This is a genomic window from Caulobacter sp. GW821-FHT10F06, assembly GCF_058809215.1.
In genome coordinates this window covers 89343-111587 of the sequence record NZ_JBXASK010000005.1, presented here as the reverse complement: position 1 = coordinate 111587, position 22245 = coordinate 89343, and the positions used below count along the sequence as shown (strand labels likewise).

Below are 22245 nucleotides of genomic sequence, written 5' to 3'. Positions count from 1 at the left end.
ATGGCCATCGGCATTTCCGCCAACCGGCTCGAGCTGCTGCAGATCGCTGACGCGGTCGCGCGCGAAAAAGGCATCGAGAAGGAAGTCGTCATCGAGGCGATCGAGGACGCCCTGCAGAAGGCGGCTCGCGCTCGTTACGGCGCCGAGCACGACATCCGGGTGAAGATCGATCCCAAGACCGGCGAGACCACCCAGAAGCGGGTGATCGAGGTCGTGGCCGACGACACCGAGCTGGAAGGCGAGATCGGCAAGGTCCAGATCTCGATCGCCAAGCGCACCTGGCGCGACGCCGAGATCGGCAAGATCTACGAAGAGACCCTGCCGCCGTTCGAGATCGGCCGCGTCCAGACCCAGATGGCCCGCCAGGTCGTCATGCATAAGGTCCGCGAAGCCGAGCGTGAGCGTCAGTACGACGAGTACAAGGATCGCTCGGGCGAGATCGTCAACGGCAGCGTCAAGCGCGTCGAATACGGCAACGTCATCGTCGACTTGGGCCGCGGCGAAGGCATCATGCGCCGCGACCAGTCGATCCCGCGCGAGAACTTCAACGTCGGCGACCGCATCCGCGCCTACATCTACGACGTCCGCCGCGAGACCAAGGGCCCGCAGATCATGCTGAGCCGCGCCCACGGCGGCTTCATGGCCAAGCTGTTCGCGCAGGAAGTGCCGGAAGTCTATGACGGCGTCATCGAGATCCGCGCCGTGGCCCGCGACCCGGGTTCGCGCGCCAAGATGGCCGTGATCTCCAACGACGGCTCGATCGACCCCGTCGGCGCCTGCGTCGGCATGCGCGGTTCGCGCGTGCAGGCGGTGGTGGCCGAACTGCAGGGCGAAAAGATCGACATCATCCAGTGGTCGGAAGATGAAGCCACCTTCATCGTCAACGCTCTGGCCCCGGCCGAAGTCTCCAAGGTCGTCATGGACGAGGAAGACGAGCGCGTCGAAGTCGTGGTGCCCGACGAGCAGCTGTCGCTGGCCATCGGCCGCCGCGGCCAGAACGTCCGCCTGGCCTCGCAGCTGACCGGCTGGCAGATCGACATCATGACCGAAAGCCAGGAGAGCGAGCGCCGTCAGCGCGAGTTCGCCGAGCGCACTACCCTGTTCCAGGAAGCCCTGGACGTCGACGAGGTCATCGCCCAGCTGCTGGTCACCGAAGGCTTCGCCGCGGTGGAAGACGTCGCCTATGTCGAGCCGCACGAGATCGCGGCCATCGAAGGCTTCGACGACGAGACCGCCGACGAACTGCAGACCCGCGCCCGCGAATTCCTGGAAAAGGAAGCCGCCGCCCTGGACGCCAAGCGCGTCGAGCTGGGCGTCGAGGACGCCGTGCTCGAGATCGAGGGCGTGACCCTGGCCATGGCCGTCGCCCTGGGCGAAGGCGACGTGAAGTCGGTCGAGGACCTCGCCGGTCTGGTGCCCGACGACATGCGCGGCTGGTTCGAGAGCAAGAACGGCGAGCGCGTGCGCGAGCCGGGCATCCTGGAAAGCTTCAACCTGTCGCCGGAAGACGCCGAAGCGCTGATCATGCGCGCCCGGATCGTCATGGGTTGGGTCGAGGCCCCGCCGGAGCCGGAATACGAAGAGGTCGAATACGCCGAGGACGACGCTGAGACCGAGGTCGAGGCTGAAGCCGAAGCGCCGGCCGAAGCCGCCGAAGAGACGCGGGACTAAGAAAAAGCTTCGGCCCTTCCGGAACGCCGGAAGGGCCGAGGTCTTTCAAGAGGCTCATGAACCAAGACCCCGCCGATATGGTCGACGCGCCCGTCGACCCCAACGCCCCCAAGACCCATGCCGAGGCCTCGCGCCTGCGCAAGGACGTCGTGCTGGGCGAGGCGACTGACGAGAGCAAGCTGATCCGCTTCGTCGAAGGCCCCGGCGGGATCGTGGTCCCCGACCTGGCGCGCAAGCTGCCGGGACGCGGGATCTGGGTGGGCGCGGATCGGGACTCGATCACCACGGCGGCCAAGAAGGGTCTGTTCTCGCGCTCGGCCAAGACCAAGCTGACGGCCCCGGCGGACCTCGCCGACCAGGTCGAAGCCTTGCTGGCCAAGCGGGTTCTGGACGGGCTGGGCCTTGCACGGCGCGCCGGAAACATTATCTCGGGGTTCGAGAAAGTCGTCGCCGCGCTGAATTCCGGCAAGACGGCCTGGCTGATCGAGGCGTCCGACGGCGCCGACGACGGTCGCCGAAAGATGCTCACCGCCGTCTACAAGGCCCCGAACAACCCGCGAATTTTGGGGATGTTCACGTCCGACGAATTGGGTTTGGCCTTGGGCGGGGAGAATGTGATACACACGGCGCTTCTTGCCGGGCGTGGCACTGATCGCTGGACTTTAGACGTCGAGCGGTTATCAGGCTTTCGCCCGCTACAGCCCCCGACCTGGTCGGCGAGTTGGCGCGAGGAGCCCTAGGGTCTTTCGATTGAACCGGCGCGGCCGGTCTGATCGCAAGGCTCTAGAATCTTTGAGGTGGAGCGCGACCCTTCGGGGTCGGGCCCGTGAGTGAAGGGTCGGGAAACGAGCTTCCTTCGTGGGAGTACGTCCAGGCCCCTTTCTCACATGGAACGAACGGTTTTTGGCCGGGCATCGCCTGGCGGAAGTACAAGCGAGCGCATGAGCGACGAGAACGATAACGGTCGGCCCGGCACCCCAGGTGGGCGCGCGCCCATCACACTGAAGCCCCGCCAGGGCTCGGTGAGCGCCGGCGTGGTGAAGCAAAGCTTCAGCCACGGCCGCACCAAGACGGTAGTGGTCGAAACCAAGCGGACCCGTCCGCACGCCGCGCCGGCCGGCAACCTGGCCGCGCCGTCTTCGGCTGAGCGCCGCACCAACGAACCGCGTCCTTCGCAGGGCTCCGGCGGTGGCGGCGGCTCTTCGGCCGGCGGCCTGTCGCAGGACGAGATGCGCGCTCGCCAGCGCGCCATCGAGGCCGCTCGCGAAAACCAGGATCGCGCCGCCGCCGACCGCGCCGCAGCCGAAGCGCGCACTCGCGCCGCCGAAGCCGCCGCCCGCGACGCCGCCGCGAAGGCCGCCGCCGCCGCCAAGGCCGCTGCGGAGCCGGCTCCGGCTCCGGCTCCAGTCGCCGCAGCGCCCGTGGCTCCCGCCCCGGCTCCGGTGGCTCAAGCTCCCGTCGCTCAGGCCCCCGCGCCGCAAGCGCCGGTCGCCGCCGCTCCGGCCGCGCCGCGCGTCGAGGCTCCTCGTTCGGAAGCCCCGCGTCCCGCCGCGCCGCCTTCGGCCGGCCAGACCCGCACCTACGAGCCCAGCCGCGACCGTCGCGACGACCGCTCGTCGACCACCACCTACCGTCCGCCGGCCGGCGAGCGTCCCCCGCAGGGCGATCGTCCGCAAGGCGACCGGCCGTTCAACCAACGCGCCCCGCGCCAGGACGGCCCCTACAATCAGCGCGCGCCGCGTCCCGACGCCGCGCCGCGTGGTCCGCGTCCGGAAGGCGCCGGCGGTTTCCGCAACGACCGCCCGCAAGGCGATCGTCCGCAAGGCGACCGCCCGACCCAGACCGTCCGCTATTCGGCCCTGGCTCCGCGCCCGGCGCCCGGCGCCCGCACGGGTCCCGGCGGTCCGCCGCGCGGTCCGCGTCCCGGTGTTCCGGCCGCCGCTCCGGCGACCCCGGAAGTCCAGCGCGCCATGCGCTCGGCCCCGCGTCCCGGCGGCGAAGTCAGCCGCAGGCCCGATGACGAGGACGATCGCCGCAAGGCCGCCGCCCCCGGCAAGGCCGTGTCGCGCGCCAAGGGCGCCCCGGTTCGCCGCGAAGGCCGCCTGACCATCCAGACCGTGGCCGGCGACGGAGACTCCGCCGACCGCATGCGCTCGCTGGCCTCGGTTCGCCGGGCCCGCGAACGTGAAAAGGAAAAGCGCCGCGGCGGTCCCGCCGACGTCGTCAAGGTCAGCCGCGAAGTCGTCATTCCCGACGTCATCACCGTGCAGGAGCTGTCCAACCGGATGGCCGTGCGCGGCGTCGAGATCATCAAGTTCCTGATGCGTCAGGGCGTGATGCTGAAGATCAACGACGTCATCGACAACGACACCGCCGAGCTGGTGGCGACGGAGTTCGGTCACACCGTCAAGCGCGTGTCGGAAGCCGACGTCGAAGAAGGCTTCATCGGCGCCGAGGACATCGACGATCACCTGGAGACCCGTCCGCCCGTCGTGACGGTCATGGGTCACGTCGACCACGGCAAGACCAGCCTGCTGGACGCGCTGCGCAAGGCCGATGTGGCCGGCGGCGAGCATGGCGGCATCACCCAGCACATCGGCGCCTATCAGGTGCGTCTGGAAAATGGCCAGAAGGTCACCTTCCTCGACACCCCGGGCCACGCGGCCTTCTCGCAGATGCGGGCGCGCGGCGCGAACATCACCGACCTGGTGATCCTGGTGGTGGCCGGCGACGACGGCGTCATGCCGCAGACCATCGAAGCCATCAAACACGCTCGCGCCGCGAACGTGCCGATGATCGTGGCCGTCAACAAGATGGACAAGCCGGGCTCGGATTCGACCCGGGTGACCAACGAGTTGCTGCAGCACGAGATCGTGGTCGAAAGCCTGGGCGGCGACACCCAGATCGTCGAGGTCTCGGCCAAGACCGGCCAGGGCCTGGACGAGCTGATCGAGCGCATCCTGCTGCTGGCCGAGGTCATGGATCTGAAGGCCAACCCCGACCGCACCGCCGATGGCGTGGTGATCGAGGCCAAGCTCGACAAGGGTCGCGGCGCGGTTTCGACCGTGCTGGTCAATCGCGGCACGCTCAAGCGCGGCGACATCGTCGTCGCCGGCAGCCAGTTCGGCCGGGTTCGCGCCCTGCTGAACGAGCGCAACGAGCAGCTGACCGAAGCCGGTCCGGCCACCCCGGTCGAGATCCTCGGCCTGGACGGCGTTCCCTCGCCCGGCGACACCTTCGCTGTGGTCGAGAACGAAGCCCGCGCCCGCGAGCTGACTGAGTACCGCATCCGCCAGAAGCGCGAGAAGACCATGGCGCCCGTGGGCGCCGGGGCTTCGATGGCCGACATGATGGCCAAGCTGCAGGACAAGAAGCTGAAAGAACTGCCGCTGGTCATCAAGGCCGACGTGCAGGGCTCGGCCGAAGCGATCATCGGCTCGCTGGACAAGATGGCCACCGACGAGGTCCGCGCGCGGATCATCCTGTCGGGCGCCGGCGCGATCAGCGAAAGCGACGTCATGCTGGCCAAGGGCGCCGGCGCGCCGCTCATCGGCTTCAACGTCCGGGCCTCGGCCCAGGCGCGGGCGCTGGCCGAGCGCGAAGGCGTCGAGATCCGCTACTACGCGATCATCTACGACCTGCTGGACGACATCAAAGGCGTGCTCTCGGGCATGCTGGCGCCGATCCAGCGCGAAACCTTCCTGGGCAACGCCGAAGTGCTGCAAGCCTTCGACATCTCCAAGGTCGGCAAGGTCGCCGGTTGCCGCGTCACCGAGGGCGTGGTCCGCAAGGGCGCCAAGGTCCGGATCGTCCGTCAGGACATCGTGGTCCTGGAACTGGGCACCCTGCAGACCCTCAAGCGCTTCAAGGACGAGGTCAACGAAGTGCCGTCCGGCCAGGAATGCGGCATGATGTTCGCCGGCTTCCAGGACATCAAGGTCGGCGATGTGATCGAGTGCTTCACCGTCGAGGAGATCAAGCGCCAGCTCGACTAGGGCCGGTCTTGAACTTCAGAATCACCGGAAGGGCGCGGATCGCGAGGTCCGCGCCTTTTTCGTTTCTGAGCGCGGAATATGTGAGATATGCTGGGATATCTCGACAAGAGGTCGCCATGAGCCGGATCACCGTTGGAACCTGGGGCAAGAGCCTGGCCTTACGCGTACCTCGCGAAATCGCCCAGACGGCAGGCCTGACCGATGGCGAGCAGGTCGAGATCGAGGTCCGGGAGGGCGACATTGTCATCCGTCGCACGGACGGCAAGGCGCAAGCCCGCGCCGATGCTTTGGCGGCGCTCGAAGAGATGATCGATGAGCGGAAGGGGCGGAGCCTTGCGGGAATCTCGATCCGGGAACTGATCGATGAGGGCCGGGAGTGACCCTGGTTCTCGACGCCTCGATGACCTTGGCGAGCATATTTGAAGACGAGGACAGCCCAGCCGCTGCGGACATTCTGCGGAGGGCGATCCTTGAAGGCGCTGTCGTGCCCTCGCTGTGGCGTCTGGAAGTCGCGAGCGCTCTTCGAAATGCAGTGCGTCGCAAGCGTTGCGATGAAGACTTCGCCGACAGGTCGCTAGGGCGCCTGAAGCGCATGGACATTTCGGTGGATGCCGAGACCGATACGCATGCTTGGGGAGCCACGCAACGGCTCTCGCGCGCGGAAGGTCTTACTCCGTATGACGCCGCCTACCTCGAGCTCGCGATCCGCAGGGGTGCGGCTTTGGCCACCTGCGACGCCGAACTGATCGCCGCCGCCCGCCGTCTGGGCCTCGACGTTCTCACCGCCTGAAGCCCGCCGGACTGGAATTCGCCCAATTCCGGCGTTACGCCTTTGCCATGCGTATCAAAGCCCTTCTCGCCCTGACCGCCGCGACGCTGTCGCTCAGCGCCTGCGCCACCGTCGATCGCGTCGACGCGGCCGGTGACGTCCACACCCTGCTGACCGCCATCCGCGACCGTGACCGGGCGACCTTCGACGCCCATGTCGACCGGCAGGCGCTGAAGGGCGAGATCGAGGCGCGGCTGATGGCCGAGGCCCGCAACCGCAAGGCCGACAACACCCTGATGGCCGTCGCCGCCGTCCTGGCCGGCCCGGCCGCCGACATCGCCGGCGAGGCGCTGATCCGCCCCGAGACCTTCCGGGCCGCCGCCAACTACTACGGCTACACGCCCGATAAGCCGCTGCCCGGTCGCATCGCCATCGCCAGCATGCTGCGCCCGGTCGATAACGGCCGGGTCTGCGCGGCCAAGAAGAACGGCCCGTGCATGCTGACCTTCACGCGCGAAGGCGACGTCTGGCGCCTCAGCGGGTTCGATCCCGAAGCGGCGAACCTGCACTTCAAGCGATGAGACTGGCGCTTTCGATCGTCCTGGCGATGGGCGCGCTGAGCACGGCCGCCCACGCCGAGCGGCGGATGTTCTCGTACGATCCGATCTCGGCCGACGCCAAGCGCCTGACGGGCGCGGGCCTGACCGTGCTGTTCGACCAGGGCCTGCTGGGCGCCAAGCCGGTCAAGGTCCTGGCCACCGGCGTGCCGGCCCAAGGCCTGCTGATGCGCGGCAAGGAAAGCGACCTGGGCCCAAAGGGTCTGGCGGGGATAGAGGGCGTCGACGCCAACGCTTCGCTCTACGAGATTGACCCCAAGGCCGAGCAGGGCAAGGTCTATATCCGCGCCTTCTGCCCGGGGGCGACCCGACTGTGGCTGAGCTTCAGCAGCATCGCCACGCGCCGCGACCTGCGGGTGCAGGCGTTCGGCGACACGCCAAAGACCCCGGGCCAGGCCCGCCTCTGCGGCACGTTGGACTTCTCCTGGCGCGGCGAGTGGCGGTTGCCCGGCGGCGCCAAGCCTGATCCGATGGAAGACTGGACCGACAACCTGATCGGCGTGCGCTAGCCCCGCCAAAGCTGTCATCCCGGGTCCTCGCCAGGATGACAGCCGTTGAGGGCGAGCGGAACTCGTCTAAGCTCCTCTCAACGAAAAAGGGGCGGGACCGGATGACCAGCGCGCTGGACGACTTCACGCGGTTTGAATTCGATGACGGCCGCTGGACCCGCGAGGTCTATCGCATCGGCTCGGGCCCCGCCGTCATCGTCATCCACGAGATTCCCGGCCTGCATCCCGGCGTGCTCGATTTCGCTCGCGACGTGGCCGCCGCCGGCATGACCGTTTTCTGTCCCAGTCTGTTCGGGGAGCCCGGCAAGGACGTCTCGCGCAACTACGCCCTGGGTTCGGTGCTGAAGACCCTGTGCGTGCGCCGCGAGTTCACGGCCTGGCGGGCCGGGCGCTCCTCGCCGATCGTCGACTGGCTGCGGGCCCTGGCCCGGCAGGTCCACGCCGAGTGCGGCGGCAAGGGCGTGGGCGCGGTGGGTATGTGTTTCACCGGCGGCTTCGCCCTGGCGATGATGACCGAGCCGTCGGTGGTGGCCCCGGTGCTGTCGCAACCGTCCCTGCCGCTGCTCGACAAGAGCGGGCTGGACTGCTCGGCCGCCGAGATCGCCTGCGCCCGCCAGCGGTTCGCCGACGAGGACCTGTCGATGATCGCCCTGCGCTTCAAGTCCGACGGCCATGTCCGCGACGGGCGGTTCAAGGCGCTGAAGGCCGCGTTCGGCGACCTGGTCGACCTGGTCGAGCTGGAGGACGCCGACGCCGCGCCCTACCACGTGATCCCGCCCCATTCGGTGCTGACCCTGCACCTGGACCGCGACCGCCCCGAGGGCGCGACCATGAAGGCCCGCGACAAGGTCATCGCCTTCTTCAAGGACCGCACGGGGGCTTGAGAAACAGATGCTCCCCCTCTGGGGGAGCTGTCGCGGAGCGACTGACGGGGTCCTCCACGGCATATTCAGTTGAGGACCCCCTCCGGCCCTCTGGGCCACCTCCCCCAAAGGGGGAGGATCCACCCCGTGCTGGACTTTCGGCCCCTACGCGCCTAGACACCGCGCCTTGCATTTTTGCCCGCGCACCGGTGTTCGATCCGCCGGCCGGGCCTGAAGGATATCCGCGCCATGAAGCGCCATGCCGACAAACCCAAGGGCGGACCGGTCGGTCCGTCGCAACGCCAGCTTCGCGCCGGCGAGCTGATCCGCCACGCCCTGGTCGACATCCTGCGCGAGGAGGACCTTCAGGATCCGGCCCTGGCCGGCGTGTCGGTGACGGTGACCGAGGTGCGGATGAGCCCGGACCTGCGCCACGCCATCTGCTTCGTCGAGCCTCTGGGCGCCGGCGTCGCGCCGAAGATCGAGCGCGAGGCGTCCTCGCCGTCGCGGATTGCCGTCGAGCCGGGCAGCCCCGAGGTGGTGGTCGCCGGTCTCAACCGCGTGGCCAAGTTCCTGCGCGGCCGCCTGGGCAAGTCGATCGACATGAAGTTCACGCCGGACCTTAAGTTCATCCACGACGAGAGCTTCAACTCGGCCGCCTATATGGACCGCCTGTTCGACAACCCGATCGTCCAGCAGGACGTTCGCCGCCTGGCCGACGTGGTCGACGACGAGAACGATTGATGGCGCGCCGCAAGAAGGGCGACGCCGTCTCGGGCTGGCTGTGCCTGGACAAGCCCTATGACTTGACTTCGACCAGCGCCGTCAGCCGCGTGCGCCGGGCCTATAACGCCCAGAAGGCGGGTCACGCCGGCACGCTGGATCCCCTGGCCACGGGCATCCTGCCCATCGCGCTCGGCGAGGCGACCAAGACCGTCCCGTTCCTGATGGACGCCGACAAGGCCTATCGCTTCACCATCCAGTGGGGACGCAACACCACCACCCTGGACCGCGAGGGCGAGACCACCGGCACCAGCGACGTGCGTCCGACGCGCGAGCAGGTCGAGGCCGCCCTGCCGGCCTTCATCGGCGAGGTCGACCAGGTGCCGCCGAACTTCTCGGCCATCAAGGTGGACGGCGAGCGCGCCTACGACCTGGCCCGCGAAGGGGTCGAGTTCGAGCTGAAGACCCGCAAGGTCAACATTCACGCGCTGCGCGTGACCGACGTTCCGGACGCCGACCACGTGGTCCTGGAGATGGAATGCGGCAAGGGCACCTATGTCCGCGCCGTGGTCCGCGACCTGGCCGAGAGTCTGGGAACCTGCGGCCATGTCGACCAGCTTCGCCGCACGCGGGTCGGCCAGTTCACCGAGGCCTCGGCGATAAGTCTGGAAAGTCTGGAGAATTTGAGCTATGAGGCCCGCCTGTCGGAGGCATTGCTTCCGGTCGAGACCGCGCTGGACGACATCCCGGCGTTGGCCGTGACCGATGAAGACGCCTTCCGGCTTGCGCAGGGACGCGCCATCGTTCTGCTCCCAAGGCAGGTTGAAACGCTGAAAGCCGAGCTTCCGCCCGGCGATCGAACCGTTTCCGCCATGTCCGGAGAGAAGCTGGTGGCTCTGTGCGAGATGCGCGCCGGAAAGCTCAATCCGGTGCGGGTCTTCCAACTCACCTGAGCGGAGACAAACCGATGTCGATCACTGCCGAGCGCAAGACCGCTCTTATCGCCGAACACGCCCGCACCGAGGGTGACACCGGTAGCGCCGAAGTCCAGGTCGCGATCCTTTCGGAACGCATCTCGAACCTGACCGAGCACTTCAAGACCCACAAGAAGGACAACCACAGCCGTCGTGGCCTGCTGAAGCTGGTTTCCCAGCGTCGCTCGCTCCTCGACCACCTGAAGAAGTCCGATGCTGGCCGTTATTCGGCTCTCATCGAAAAGCTGGGTCTGCGCCGCTAGTATCGGCGCAGTCGGCCGCCTCGCTAACGCGGGGCGGCCGAACGCTTTTCTGGGCTCTCGTTTCAAGACAGGCCGAAACGAGAGTTGCTGCGGATCCGCCTCGGCGGGTCTGAACACGTAAGCCGGGGATCACGATCCTCGGACGCCTGTCGAACTGGATGAGGAAATCTCGGGACCGCCACTCGGCCGCCCGCCCCTGTCCGTCCTGAAGGAAATGGGTCCTTCGGAACCGAAAGAAGCAAAAAATGTTCGATATCAAGCGCAAGACGATCGAGTGGGGCGGCAAGACGCTGGTCCTCGAAACCGGTCGCATCGCCCGTCAAGCCGACGGCGCCGTTCTGGCCACCATGGGCGAAACCGTCGTCCTGGCCACCGCCGTGTTCGCCAAGAAGGCGAAGCCCGGCCAAGATTTCTTCCCGCTGACGGTCAACTACCAGGAAAAGACCTTCGCGGCCGGCAAGATCCCCGGCGGCTTCTTCAAGCGCGAAGGCCGTCCGTCGGAAAAGGAAACCCTGGTTTCCCGCCTGATCGACCGTCCGATCCGCCCGCTGTTCGTCAAGGGCTTCAAGAACGAAGTCCAGGTTGTCGTCACCGTGCTGCAGCACGACCTCGAGAACGATCCCGACATCCTGGGCATGGTGGCCGCCTCGGCCGCCCTGGTCCTGTCGGGCGCCCCGTTCATGGGCCCGATCGGCGCCGCGCGCGTCGGTTACGTTGATGGCGGCTACGTGCTGAACCCGACGCTCGACGAGCTGAAGGAAAGCAAGATGGACCTGGTCGTGGCCGGCACCGCCGACGCCGTGATGATGGTCGAGTCGGAAATCCAAGAGCTGTCGGAAGAGATCGTCCTGGGCGGCGTCTCCTTCGCGCACAAGGAAATGCAGACGGTGATCGACGCGATCATCGAGCTGGCCGAACACGCCGCCAAGGAGCCCTTCGACTTCCAACCGGAAGACACCGACGCCCTGAAGGCCGAAGTGAAGAAGGCCGTCGGCAAGGATCTGGCCGACGCCTACAAGATCCAAGCCAAGGGCGAACGCGTCGCCGCGCTGGGCGCCGCCAAGACCAAGGCCATCGAGACCTTCGCCAAGAGCGACACCAACCCGGCCGGCATCGACCCGCTGAAGCTGGTCTCGGTGTTCAAGGAACTGGAAGCCGACATCGTTCGTCGCTCCATCCTCGACACCGGCATCCGCATCGACGGCCGCACGGTCGACAAGGTGCGTCCGATCCTGGGCGAAGTCGGCATCCTGCCGCGCACCCACGGCTCGGCCCTGTTCACCCGCGGCGAGACCCAGGCGATCGTGGTCGCCACCCTGGGCACCGGCGACGACGAGCAGTTCATCGACGCCCTGGAAGGCACCTACAAGGAATCCTTCCTGCTGCACTACAACTTCCCTCCCTACAGCGTCGGTGAAACCGGCCGTATGGGCAGCCCGGGCCGCCGCGAAATCGGCCATGGCAAGCTGGCCTGGCGCGCTCTGCGTCCGATGCTGCCGGCCAAGGAAGACTTCCCCTACACCATCCGCCTGGTCTCCGAGATCACCGAGTCGAACGGCTCGTCCTCGATGGCCACGGTCTGCGGCTCCTCGCTGGCCATGATGGACGCGGGCGTTCCGCTGATCCGTCCGGTCTCGGGCATCGCCATGGGCCTGATCCTCGAAAAGGACGGCTTCGCCGTTCTGTCCGACATCCTCGGCGACGAAGATCACCTCGGCGACATGGACTTCAAGGTGGCCGGCACCAGCGAGGGCCTGACCTCGCTGCAGATGGACATCAAGATCGCCGGCATCACCGAAGAGATCATGAAGCAAGCGCTGGCCCAGGCTAAGGGCGGCCGTGAGCACATCCTCGGCGAGATGAACAAGGCGATGGACGCGCCGCGGGAAGAAGTCGGCGACTTCGCCCCGAAGATCGAGACCATCACCATCCCGACCGACAAGATCCGCGAAGTGATCGGCACCGGCGGCAAGGTGATCCGCGAGATCGTCGCCACCACCGGCGCCAAGGTCGACATCAACGACGAAGGCACGGTCAAGGTCTCGGCCTCGGACGGCGCCAAGATCAAGGCCGCCATCGACTGGATCAAGTCGATCACGCAGGAAGCTGAAGTCGGCGCGATCTATGACGGCAAGGTCGTCAAGGTCGTCGATTTCGGCGCCTTCGTGAACTTCTTCGGCGCCAAGGACGGTCTCGTCCACGTCAGCCAGATCAGCAACGAACGCGTCGCCAAGCCGTCGGACGTGCTGAAGGAAGGTCAGATCGTGAAGGTGAAGCTCCTGGGCTTCGACGATCGCGGCAAGACCAAGCTGTCGATGAAGGTCGTCGATCAAGAGACCGGCGAAGACCTGTCCAAGAAGGAAGCCCCGGCCGAAGAGGCGTAAGCCTCTTCACCGGTCTTTCCGGAAGGAACTCAGGCGGGCGGCTCCGAAAGGGGCCGCCCGTTTTGCGTTTTGGGTCGATGGGTAGGGTCGTCCGTGACGAACCGGACTCGGGAAGCCGGCGCGGCTAGCCGCCCGGGTGCAGGCCCGGCGCTTCCTGGCCCGTGCGGGCGACATATTCGGTATAGCCGCCGCCGTACTGATGGACGCCCTCGGGCGTCAGCTCCAGGACGCGATTGCTCAGCGCCCCCAGGAAGTGGCGGTCGTGCGAGACGAAGAGCATGGTGCCCTCGAAGTCCGCAAGGGCCGCGACCAACATCTCCTTGGTCGTCATGTCCAGGTGGTTAGTCGGCTCGTCCAGCACCAGCAGGTTCGGCGGGTCGAACAGCATCTTGGCCATGACCAGGCGCGCCTTCTCGCCGCCGGACAGCACGCGGCAGGGCTTTTCGACATCGTCGCCCGAGAAGCCGAAGCAGCCCGCCAGGGTGCGCAACGCGCCCTGGCCCGCTTGCGGGAACGAGCGCTCCAAGGACTCGAAGATCGTCTCTTCGCCATCCAGCAGGTCCATGGAGTGCTGGGCGAAATAGCCCATCCGGACGCTGGCGCCGATATTGACCGTGCCCTGGTCGGGCGTGGTGTCGCCAGCCACCAGCTTCAGCAGCGTCGACTTGCCGGCGCCGTTGGCGCCCAGGACGCACCAGCGCTCCTTGCGGCGCACCAGGAAGTCCAGGCCCTCGTAGATCGGGTTGGCGCCATAGCCCTTGTGGACGTTGCGCAGGTTGATCACGTCGTCGCCCGACCGCGGCGGGCTCTGGAACTCGAACTGGACTGACTGGCGGCGGCGCGGAGCCTCGACCCGCTCGATCTTGTCGAGCTTCTTGACCCGGCTCTGCACCTGGGCGGCGTGCGAGGCGCGCGCCTTGAACTTCTCGATAAACTTGATTTCCTTGGCCAGCATGGCCTGCTGGCGCTCGTACTGGGCCTGGCGCTGCGCCTCGCCCAGCGCGCGCTGCTGTTCGTAGAAGTCCAGATCGCCCGAATAGGTGATCAGCTGGCCGCCGTCGATCTCGACCACCTTGCCGATGATGCGGTTCATGAAGGCGCGGTCGTGCGACGTCATCAGCAGGGCGCCGTCGTAGTTCTTGAGGAACGCCTCCAGCCAGATCAGGCTTTCCAGGTCCAGGTGGTTGGAGGGCTCGTCCAGCAGCATGCCGTCGGGGCGCATCAGCAGGATGCGAGCCAGCGCCACGCGCATCTTCCAGCCGCCCGACAGCAGGCCGACGTCGCCGTCCATGCGCTCCTGGCTGAAGCTCAGGCCGGCCAGCACCTCGCGCGCCCGCGCCTCCAGCGCATAGCCGTCCAGTTCCTGGAAGCGCTCCAGCACCTCGCCATAGCGTTCGAGGACGGCGTCCATCTCGTCGGCCTTGTCCGGATCGACCATGGCCGCCTCGAGCGTGGCCATTTCGGCGGCCAGCGCGCTGACGGGACCGACGCCGTCCATTACCGCGGCGACCGCGCTCTGACCCGACATCTCGCCGACGTCCTGGCTGAAATAGCCGATTGTCATGCCGGGATCGATCGCGACCAGCCCGTCGTCGGGCTGCTCCTGACCGGTGATCATGCGGAACAGAGTCGTCTTGCCGGCGCCGTTCGGGCCGACCAGCCCCACCTTTTCGCCCTTTTGGACGCCCATCGAGGCTTCGATGAACAGGAGCTGGTGGCCGTTTTGCTTGGAGATATTGTCGAGGCGGATCATGGGCGGTCTGCTAACGCGGGCGGACGCAGAACGCCAGCCCTAGAGCCGCTCCCGATCCCGGGCGCGATGATGGGTCACTCGTCCCGGGACCGGACGCGCCTACCGTCTTGGCGTCACCCGGATGGTCACGTCGTCGGGCGCGCCGTTGCCGCCCCGGCAGGCGGCCGGCTTGAACTTCAGGTCCATGCACACCCAGACCTCGGTCAGGCGGTTGTCCTTGTTGACCCGTACGTTGAGCCCCTCGCGGGTCATGCCGCGATTGCCCTTCAGGAAGGCCTCGCGCACCTGCCCGGCGGTCAGGGTCCCGTTCGGGCCGGGCGTCAGGTCGGGCACGTTGAGCTTGGAGCGCACCGCGCGGGCCTTCTTGAAATAGGCCTCGGGCGTGGGCCATTTGCATGTGCCATGGGCTTGCCACTCATGCTGCAGCAGCCAGGGCGAGGGCGTCATGCAGAGATTGGCCTTCACCGTCTTGAGGCTCATCGGCGGGCTGGGCTTGCAGTAGCGCGGATGCACCTTGTCGGGGCCGTTGGGCCACAGGCCGTGAACGGTGAAGCCGAAGTTGTTGGCCTCGCACTGGATGGCCTTGTCCGACTCCGGGATGTTGGCCCGGCAGGCCTCCGGCGACCAGAACAGGGCCAGCAGATAGGCGGCGGTCGGCACGTCGGTGTGGATCTGGTCGGCCGGCGGGATCTCGGCCGGAGCCGGAACCACGGTCGGCGGGATCGCGCAGGATTTCAGGCTGGAAGCCTGGGCCATGCCCGACAGGGCGAGGGCGGCGACGGCGCCGATCAGGACGCGGGCGAACTTCGAGGTCATGCGGACTCCAACTCCAGGCGTCCGCACTCTCTAGCAAACCGATGACAGGCTCAATCAGCGCCGGGCTTCGGTGGCCATCCGGATCGCCAGCCCGCCCAGCACGGTGGCCATCAGCCACCGCTGGATCAGCGCGAAGCTGGGACGCGTGGCCAGGAAGGTGGCGATCGTCCCGGCGGCCATGCAGATCACGCCGTTGACGCTGAGGCTGATGGCGATCTGGCTGAGCCCCAAGGCCAGGGACTGGGTGAGCACCCCGCCGTGCTCGGGCTTGATGAATTGCGGCAACAGCGAGAGGTAGAGCATCGCCGCCTTGGGGTTCAGCAGGTTGGTCAGGAAGCCCATGCTGATCAGCTTGGCGGGGCTGTCCTTGGGCAGTTCGCGCACCTGGAACGGCGAGGCGCCGCCCGGCCTGATCGCCTGCCAGGCCAGCCAGCCCAGATAGAGCGCGCCGCCGAACCGCAGCACGTCATAGGCGATGGGCGCGGCCATCAAGAGAGCGGTGATGCCCAGCGCCGCGCACAACAGATAGACGACGAAGCCCGCGGCCGTGCCGATCAGCGACACGATCCCGGCCAGCGGTCCCTGGCAGATCGAGCGGCTGACCAAGTAGAGCATGTTGGGCCCCGGGGTCAGGGCCATGCCCAGGCAGATGAGGCTGAAGGCGATCCAGGTCTTGGCTTCCGGCATGGGCGCGGCTCCGCTGCGAAAGAGGTGAGGGCGCCCAGGCGTACGGCTGTCGATGCGGTCCGCGCTTCCCGAGGGTGCTCCCTCCGATCGCCAGTCGCGCGGACCGGTCGAGCCTACACACCGACCCCATCCGCGTCACCGGTCGGCGTTGCGCGAGCGGCAAAAGCGGCGGGCCGATCACCCAAGCGTCACCTTTCCGCCACAGAGTGCGCAATTAAGAACGATTATCATTGCGACTGCCTTGCATGATCGCTAAGAACGCGTCGCAAATTCAGGAAGGGTCGCGAGTGATCGCAGACTCTGCTGGGGATAGGATTTTCCATGCATAACTCGAACACCCGCGGCCTCAATGGCGGCGTCGTCAGCCGTCCTCGTCGCGCGCTCGGCGTCGCGGCCGTCGCCGGTCTCGCCGGCCTGACCTTCGGCGCGGGCGCCGCCCATGCCGCCGACGTGGACGCCGCAATGGCGACCGCCGCGGCCGCCGCGGTTCCGGCCGACAGCACCGAGGTCTCGGGCGTCGACGTCAAGAGCCAGCGCAAGCTTCGCCCGCAGTCGGAGAAGTTCACCAAGCCGCTGCTCGACACGCCCAAGTCGGTCAACATCATCACCTCGGACGCGCTGGACCAGCAGGCGATCAGCAGCCTGGCCGACGCCTTCCGCACCGTGCCGGGCATCACGCTGGAATCGGGCGAGGGCGGTTCGCCCGCCGGCGACCGTCCGCGCATCCGCGGCATGGACTCGACCTCGGACATCTTCGTCGACGGCGTCCGCGACGCCGGCGGCCAGTCGCGCGAAGTCTTCGCCCTGGAGCAGATCGAGATCGTCAAGGGTCCGGGCTCGGCCTTCAGCGGCCGCGGCTCGACCGGCGGCGCCGTCAACCTGGTGACCAAGGTGGCCCGTCCCGGCGACTTCAAGGCCGCCTCGCTGACCCTGGGCGACGACGCCACCCGCCGCGTGACGCTGGACGTCAACGAAGCCATCACCGACAGCGTCGCCGTTCGCCTGAACGGCCTCTATCACGAGAACGAGGTCAACGGCCGCAAGGGCGTCAGCGGCGACCGCTGGGGCGTCGCGGCCTCGGTCGGGTTCGGCCTGAACGGCCCCAGCCGACTGACCCTCGACTACTACCACCTCGACACCAGCGAAGTGCCGGACTACGGCGTGCCCTACGAGCGCACGACCATCAACGGCGTGGTCTACGGCACGTTGCTGAAGGGTCACGACGACGACTTCTACGGCCTCCGCAGCCGCGACTTCCGCGACACCAGCGCCGACATCTCTACCCTGCGCTTCCAGCAGGATCTGGGCGGGACCTGGAAGTTCTCGACGGCGGTCCGCTACGGCCGCACCACCAACGCCTATGTGGTCACCAACCCCGACGACAGCCGCGGCAACGTCGCCAACGGCTATCTCTTCCGCTCGTCGAAGAACCGCAACACCCTGACCACCACGACGGCCAACGCCAACACCATCACCGGCGAGTTCGCGACCGGCGGCCTCAAGCACAGCGTGGCCTTCGGCACCGAGTGGGCCGAGGAACAGACCCACAGCCAGGGCTATGTCGTGGCGGGTCCGGGCCTGACCGCCGGCCTGGCGCCGGCTCTGGTCAGCGCCGCCTACAGCAGCACCAACCTCGCCTGCAGCAGCGCCTCGCGTCTGGGCGCCGTCTACGGCTATAACTGCACCACCCTGAGCAACCCGAACTACAACGATCCGTGGATCGGCACGATCACGCGCTCGCCGACCTTCACCGAGACGCGGGTGACGACCAAGGCGCTGTTCGCCTTCGACACCATCGAGTTCAACGAGCACTGGCTGCTGAACCTCGGCGTGCGTCACGACGACTACACCAACCGCTTCACCGGCGGGACCTACACCGCCACGGGCGTGACCCCGACGGCTCCGCTGACCAACAAGTCCAGCTTCTGGAACTACCAGCTGGGCCTCGTCTACAAGCCGGTCGAAGAGGCCAGCCTCTACGCCTCGTATGGCAGCTCGTCGAACCCGTCGGGCGAAGGCTCCGGCGACGTGTCGTCGGTGGCCGCGACCACCGTCAATCTCGATCCCGAGCAGAACGACAGCTACGAGATCGGCGCCAAGTGGAACACGTTCGGCGGCAAGCTGAACCTGACGGCGGCCGTCTTCCGCACCGACAAGACCAACGCTCGGGTCACCGATGCGCTGGGCGTCATCAGCCTGATCGGCAATTCGCGGGTCCAGGGTGTTGAACTGGGCGCCGGCGGCCAGATCACCCAGGCCTGGAGCGTGACGGCGGGCTACAGCTACACCGACAGCGAAGTGATCGACGGCGGCTTCTCGTCGGGCGCTCCGTCGCCGAACAACGGCAAGGTGTTCCCCAACACGCCCAAGCACGCCTTCAGCGGCTGGAGCGCCTACCGCATCACCCCGGCGATCACCGTCGGCGGCGGCGCATCCTACATGTCCATGCGCTACGGCAACGCCACCAACACCTATTCGGTGCCCAGCTACTGGCGCTACGACGCCATGGCGTCTTGGAAGTTCAACAACAGCGTCGACCTGCAGCTGAACCTGCAGAACCTGACCGACGAGCGCTATGCGGTGAAGCCCTTCACCACCCACATGGTGCAGATCGCGGCCGGCCGTACGGCGCTGCTGAAGCTGAACGTCAAGTACTGAGACTCCCCTCTCAGACTTGACGCGCGCCCCGTCTGGCCAGCCCATTGCCGGACGGGGCGTCTTCATGTCCGGGGCCTAGGTTTTTCGAAATGATGCTGCAGATTCCCAAGGTGCTGACCAAGGCCCAGGTCGCCGAATGCCGGGCGATCATGGACGCCGCGCCATGGGTCGACGGCAACATGACCTCGGGTTTCCAGGCCGCGATGGCCAAGAACAACCAGCAACTGCCGCAGGAGGGCGAGGCGGCCCGCACCGTCGGGGCGATCATCGTCAAGGCGCTGGAGGCCCATCCGCTGTTCGTTTCGGCGGCTCTGCCCAAGACCATCCTGTCGCCGATGTTCAACCGCTACGGCGAGGGCATGGGGTTTGCCGACCACATCGACAATTCGGTGCGTCGCGATCCGGTCACTGGCCAGCGGCTGCGCACCGATCTTTCGGCCACGCTCTTCCTGGCCGAGCCCGAGGACTATGACGGCGGCGAGCTGGTGGTCGACGACCTCTATGGCAGCCATGCGGTGAAACTGGGCGCAGGCGACCTGATCCTCTATCCGGCCTCGAGCCTGCACCACGTCACCGAGGTGACGCGGGGAACGCGGACGGCCAGCTTCTTCTGGATCCAAAGCCTGGTGCGCGACGACGCCAAGCGGGCCCTGCTGCTGGACATGGACGTGGCCATCCAGCGCCTGTCCCAGGCCGTGGGGCCAACCGACGCCTCGATCCTGACCCTGACCGGGACCTATCACAACCTGCTGCGCCAATGGGCGGAGCTCTGAAATATCACGTTCAGCGAACATCGGGCCGTTTCGCCAACCATAAGTTTACCCTTGGGCCGCACGATCCGGACGACCACGTTCCGGAGCCTCGATGCCGCGCCCCTCGTCTTCCGACGCGACCCCGCTCGCGCCCTCGCCGTTCGGCGAGGCGGAAGCCGCACGCTGGTTCTTCGAGAACGCCAACGACCTCTTCGCCGTGATCTCGCCGCAGGGGCGGCTGAAGGCGGTCAATCCGGCCTGGACCCCCCTGACCGGCTGGACCGCCGAGCAGCTGGTCGGCCAGGCCTGCGTCTCCTTCGTCCACCCCGAGAGCCACGCCGAGCTGATCGAGGCCGGCCGCCAGGTGCGGGAGACTGGCGCGGCCGTCAGCCGCCTGCGGATCCTGTGTCGCGACGGCCAGGCGGTCTGGCTGGAAGGCCATATGCGTCTGGGCCCGAACGGCGAGACCGTCGGCACCCTGCGTGACGTCTCGCTGGAGGTGGCGGCCACTCGCACCCGGGTGATGCTGGCCGAGGCCGCCGGCATCGGCCTGTGGAGCTATGATCCGCGCGACGAGACGATCGACTGGTCGCCCGACGCCCTGTCCTCCACCGACCTGAGCCCCACCGACCTGGCCACCGCTGACCTTTTCCTGGCCCGCCTGCCGATCGAGCAGCGCGATCCGGTGTTCAAGATCTTCTACGAGGCCGTGCGCTCGGGCGAGCCGGGCGCGGTCGAGTTCCGCCTCCGAGGCCGCGACGACCAGTGGTTCACCCTGCGCTCGACCTATCGGGCCGAACCGCTGGACAGCGGCCTGTTCGTGCTCAAGGGCATCTCGCAGAACGTCACCGACGTGGCCCGCAGCCGCGACGCGGCCCTCTGGGGCGAGCGCCGGGCCCGGCAGCTGGTCGAGGAGGCGCCGTTCGCGGTGGCCGTCTACGACCTGGACCTGAAGCTGCGCGTGGTCAGCCCCAGGTTCCTGGAAGTCTTCAAGTCGAGCGAGGCCGCCGTCATCGGCCGGTCGCTGCACGACCTGACCCATGGCCAGCGCAAGCGCTTCGTCTCGGCCGTTGAACGGGCCCTGTCGGGCGAGATCGTCACCCGCCGCGAAGACCGGCTGCGCGACGCCGAGGGGGTCGAACACTGCCTGCGCTGGGAGGCGCGGCCCTGGCGCAACGCCATGGGCGCCATCGTCGGCGTGATCACTTACATGGACGACATCACCGCCCTGGCCGACGCCCGCCGCGAGGCCCGGGTCAACGCCAAGCGGCTACGGATCGCGCTGGGCGCGGCCCAGGCCGGCGTCTATGAGATCGACCACGAGCATCGCGCCTTCTGGGGCTCGCCGGAATTCCATCGCATGATGGGGCGCCGGATCACCTACGAGGATGTCAGCGAGGCCGTCTGGCCGATGGTCCATCCCGAGGACCGCGACCACATCTACGCCACGGCGGCCGAGTGGAGGCGGGCTGGCGACGGACCGGCGCGCTCGATCGACGCCCGGATCATCACCGCCTCGGGCGAGGTGCGCTGGATGCGGGTGTTCCACGAGGTGCGCCGCGCCGCCGATGGCATGGCTCGCAAGGCCTACGGCCTGATCCTCGACATCGACCAGCAGAAGCGCTCGGAACTGGCCCTGGTGGCCGCCGAGCGCGCGGCCCAGGCGGCCAACGAGGCCAAGGCCCAGTTCCTGGCCAATATGAGCCACGAGATCCGCACCCCGATGAACGGCGTGCTGGGCGTCATGCATCTGCTCAAGCGCCAGGCCCTGCCGGGCGACGCCGGGGCGCTGCTGGGCGAAGCCCTGGCCTGCGGCCAGATGCTGTCGACCCTGCTGGACGACGTCATCGACATCTCGCGTATCGAGGCCGGCCGGCTGGAGATGAACCGCGAGCCGGTCGATCCGCGTCAGCTGCTGGAGGGCGTGGGCCGGCTGCTGGCCGCCCAGGTCGAGCACAAGGGCCTGATCCTGAAGATCGACGCGCCGGACCTGGGCTGGATCGACACCGATCCCACGCGCCTGCGCCAGGCGCTGTTCAACCTGATCGGCAACGCCGTGAAGTTCACCCTCAAGGGCTCGGTGATCGTGCGGGCGCGCCCCGTGGCCAGCCCGACGGGCCCGACCATCGCCTTCGACGTCATCGACACCGGGGTCGGCGTGCCCAAGGCGGCCCAGGCGCGCCTGTTCGAGCGCTTCGAGCAGGGCGACGCCAGCACCACTCGCCGCTTCGGCGGCTCGGGCCTGGGCCTGGCCATCACCCGTCGCCTGGCCGAGATGCTGGGTGGGGCGGTGAGCTTCGAGTCCGAGCCGGGGGTCGGCTCGCGCTTCACCCTGACCATCGCCGCGCCGTCCGCCGCGGCGCCGGTCGCCGCCGAGCACGCCTCGGGCGACATCCTGGCCGGCCTGCGCATCCTGTTGGTCGAGGACAATCCGACCAACCAGATGGTCGCCTCGCGCATCCTCGAACAACTGGGCGCCTCGGTCAGCACGGCCGACGACGGCCTGGCCGGCGTCGAGGCCACGCGCACCGGCGGCTTCGATCTCGTCCTGATGGACGTCCAGATGCCTGGCATCGACGGCATGGAGGCCTCGCGCCGCATCCGCGCCCTGCCGGGTCCGGCGGGCCAGACGCCGATCATCGCCCTGACCGCCAACGTCATGGCCCACCAGCGGGCCACCTATCGCGCCGCCGGCATGGACGGCGTCGCGGCCAAGCCGATCGCGCCGGCCGCCCTGGTCGCCGAGATCGTCCGGCTGGCCGAGAGCGGGTCTTCCTCGGAGACCGCCGTCGCCTGAGTTTGCCCCGGCGT

18 protein-coding genes and 1 riboswitch are annotated in these 22245 nt (G+C 67.7%); of the genes, 15 read left to right on the top strand and 3 right to left on the bottom strand.

From position 1 onward, the window contains the following. The 12 genes from nusA (at window position 1) to pnp (ending at window position 12768) form a co-directional block, all read left to right on the top strand. Window positions 1–1671, top strand: coding sequence for a transcription termination factor NusA (gene nusA / locus AC1RUS_RS12455; RefSeq protein ID WP_492916517.1), 1671 nt, complete (start codon window positions 1–3; stop codon window positions 1669–1671). A 77-nt stretch (window positions 1672–1748) separates the two neighbouring features. After that, window positions 1749–2411: an RNA-binding protein gene (locus AC1RUS_RS12450; RefSeq protein WP_492916515.1), complete on the top strand. Its 663-nt coding sequence runs from the start codon at window positions 1749–1751 to the stop codon at window positions 2409–2411. 201 nt (window positions 2412–2612) lie between these two features. Continuing rightward, window positions 2613–5666, top strand: a complete 3054-nt coding sequence (infB, locus tag AC1RUS_RS12445) for a translation initiation factor IF-2 (protein ID WP_492916513.1) — start codon at window positions 2613–2615, stop codon at window positions 5664–5666. A 116-nt stretch (window positions 5667–5782) separates the two neighbouring features. Then, the gene (locus AC1RUS_RS12440) at window positions 5783–6046 is read left to right on the top strand and encodes an AbrB/MazE/SpoVT family DNA-binding domain-containing protein (protein ID WP_492916510.1); all 264 of its coding nucleotides are present in this window, start codon (window positions 5783–5785) and stop codon (window positions 6044–6046) included. Next, window positions 6043–6456 carry a type II toxin-antitoxin system VapC family toxin gene (locus AC1RUS_RS12435; RefSeq protein WP_492916509.1) on the top strand — a complete coding sequence of 138 codons (414 nt, stop codon included), beginning with the start codon at window positions 6043–6045 and terminating at the stop codon, window positions 6454–6456. Before AC1RUS_RS12440 ends, AC1RUS_RS12435 begins: the two co-directional genes overlap by 4 nt. A 47-nt stretch (window positions 6457–6503) precedes the next feature. After that, window positions 6504–7016: a DUF2939 domain-containing protein gene (locus AC1RUS_RS12430; RefSeq protein ID WP_492916507.1), complete on the top strand. Its 513-nt coding sequence runs from the start codon at window positions 6504–6506 to the stop codon at window positions 7014–7016. Then, complete coding sequence (locus AC1RUS_RS12425; protein ID WP_492916505.1) at window positions 7013–7561, top strand: hypothetical protein; 549 nt, start codon at window positions 7013–7015, stop codon at window positions 7559–7561. Before AC1RUS_RS12430 ends, AC1RUS_RS12425 begins: the two co-directional genes overlap by 4 nt. A gap of 101 nt (window positions 7562–7662) precedes the next feature. Continuing rightward, the gene (locus tag AC1RUS_RS12420; RefSeq protein WP_492916504.1) at window positions 7663–8445 is read left to right on the top strand and encodes a dienelactone hydrolase family protein; all 783 of its coding nucleotides are present in this window, start codon (window positions 7663–7665) and stop codon (window positions 8443–8445) included. A 228-nt stretch (window positions 8446–8673) separates the two neighbouring features. After that, the gene (gene rbfA / locus AC1RUS_RS12415) at window positions 8674–9168 is read left to right on the top strand and encodes a 30S ribosome-binding factor RbfA (protein ID WP_492916502.1); all 495 of its coding nucleotides are present in this window, start codon (window positions 8674–8676) and stop codon (window positions 9166–9168) included. Next, window positions 9168–10100 carry a tRNA pseudouridine(55) synthase TruB gene (gene truB, locus AC1RUS_RS12410; protein WP_492916500.1) on the top strand — a complete coding sequence of 311 codons (933 nt, stop codon included), beginning with the start codon at window positions 9168–9170 and terminating at the stop codon, window positions 10098–10100. Before rbfA ends, truB begins: the two co-directional genes overlap by 1 nt. A gap of 14 nt (window positions 10101–10114) precedes the next feature. Then, a complete protein-coding gene (gene rpsO / locus AC1RUS_RS12405; RefSeq protein ID WP_492916498.1) occupies window positions 10115–10384 on the top strand; it encodes a 30S ribosomal protein S15 in 270 nt (89 codons plus the stop codon). Between the two features lie 245 nt (window positions 10385–10629). After that, window positions 10630–12768, top strand: a complete 2139-nt coding sequence (pnp, locus tag AC1RUS_RS12400) for a polyribonucleotide nucleotidyltransferase (RefSeq protein WP_492916496.1) — start codon at window positions 10630–10632, stop codon at window positions 12766–12768. Between the two features lie 124 nt (window positions 12769–12892). Here the strand turns inward: pnp and AC1RUS_RS12395 are convergent, their stop codons facing one another. The 3 genes from AC1RUS_RS12395 to AC1RUS_RS12385 all read right to left on the bottom strand — a co-directional run bounded on the left by AC1RUS_RS12395 (window position 12893) and on the right by AC1RUS_RS12385 (window position 16024). Then, complete coding sequence (locus tag AC1RUS_RS12395; protein WP_492916494.1) at window positions 12893–14521, bottom strand: ABC-F family ATP-binding cassette domain-containing protein; 1629 nt, start codon at window positions 14519–14521, stop codon at window positions 12893–12895. Window positions 14522–14620: 99 nt separating this feature from the next. Next, window positions 14621–15337, bottom strand: a complete 717-nt coding sequence (locus AC1RUS_RS12390; RefSeq protein ID WP_492916492.1) for a ribonuclease T2 — start codon at window positions 15335–15337, stop codon at window positions 14621–14623. A gap of 54 nt (window positions 15338–15391) precedes the next feature. Continuing rightward, window positions 15392–16024, bottom strand: coding sequence for a LysE family translocator (locus AC1RUS_RS12385; RefSeq protein ID WP_492916490.1), 633 nt, complete (start codon window positions 16022–16024; stop codon window positions 15392–15394). Between the two features lie 25 nt (window positions 16025–16049). Continuing rightward, a riboswitch (ZMP/ZTP riboswitch) is annotated at window positions 16050–16132 on the bottom strand. A 213-nt stretch (window positions 16133–16345) separates the two neighbouring features. Here AC1RUS_RS12385 and AC1RUS_RS12380 point away from each other — a divergent pair. The 3 genes from AC1RUS_RS12380 to AC1RUS_RS12370 all read left to right on the top strand — a co-directional run bounded on the left by AC1RUS_RS12380 (window position 16346) and on the right by AC1RUS_RS12370 (window position 22231). Beyond that, window positions 16346–18682 (top strand): TonB-dependent receptor, encoded by a 2337-nt coding sequence (locus AC1RUS_RS12380; RefSeq protein ID WP_492916488.1) that lies wholly within the window; start codon window positions 16346–16348, stop codon window positions 18680–18682. A gap of 89 nt (window positions 18683–18771) precedes the next feature. Then, entirely contained in the window at window positions 18772–19455 is a 684-nt protein-coding gene (locus AC1RUS_RS12375) for a Fe2+-dependent dioxygenase (RefSeq protein ID WP_492916486.1), read from the top strand. Between the two features lie 91 nt (window positions 19456–19546). Further along, a complete protein-coding gene (locus tag AC1RUS_RS12370; RefSeq protein WP_492916484.1) occupies window positions 19547–22231 on the top strand; it encodes a PAS domain S-box protein in 2685 nt (894 codons plus the stop codon). Window positions 22232–22245 lie beyond the last annotated feature (14 nt).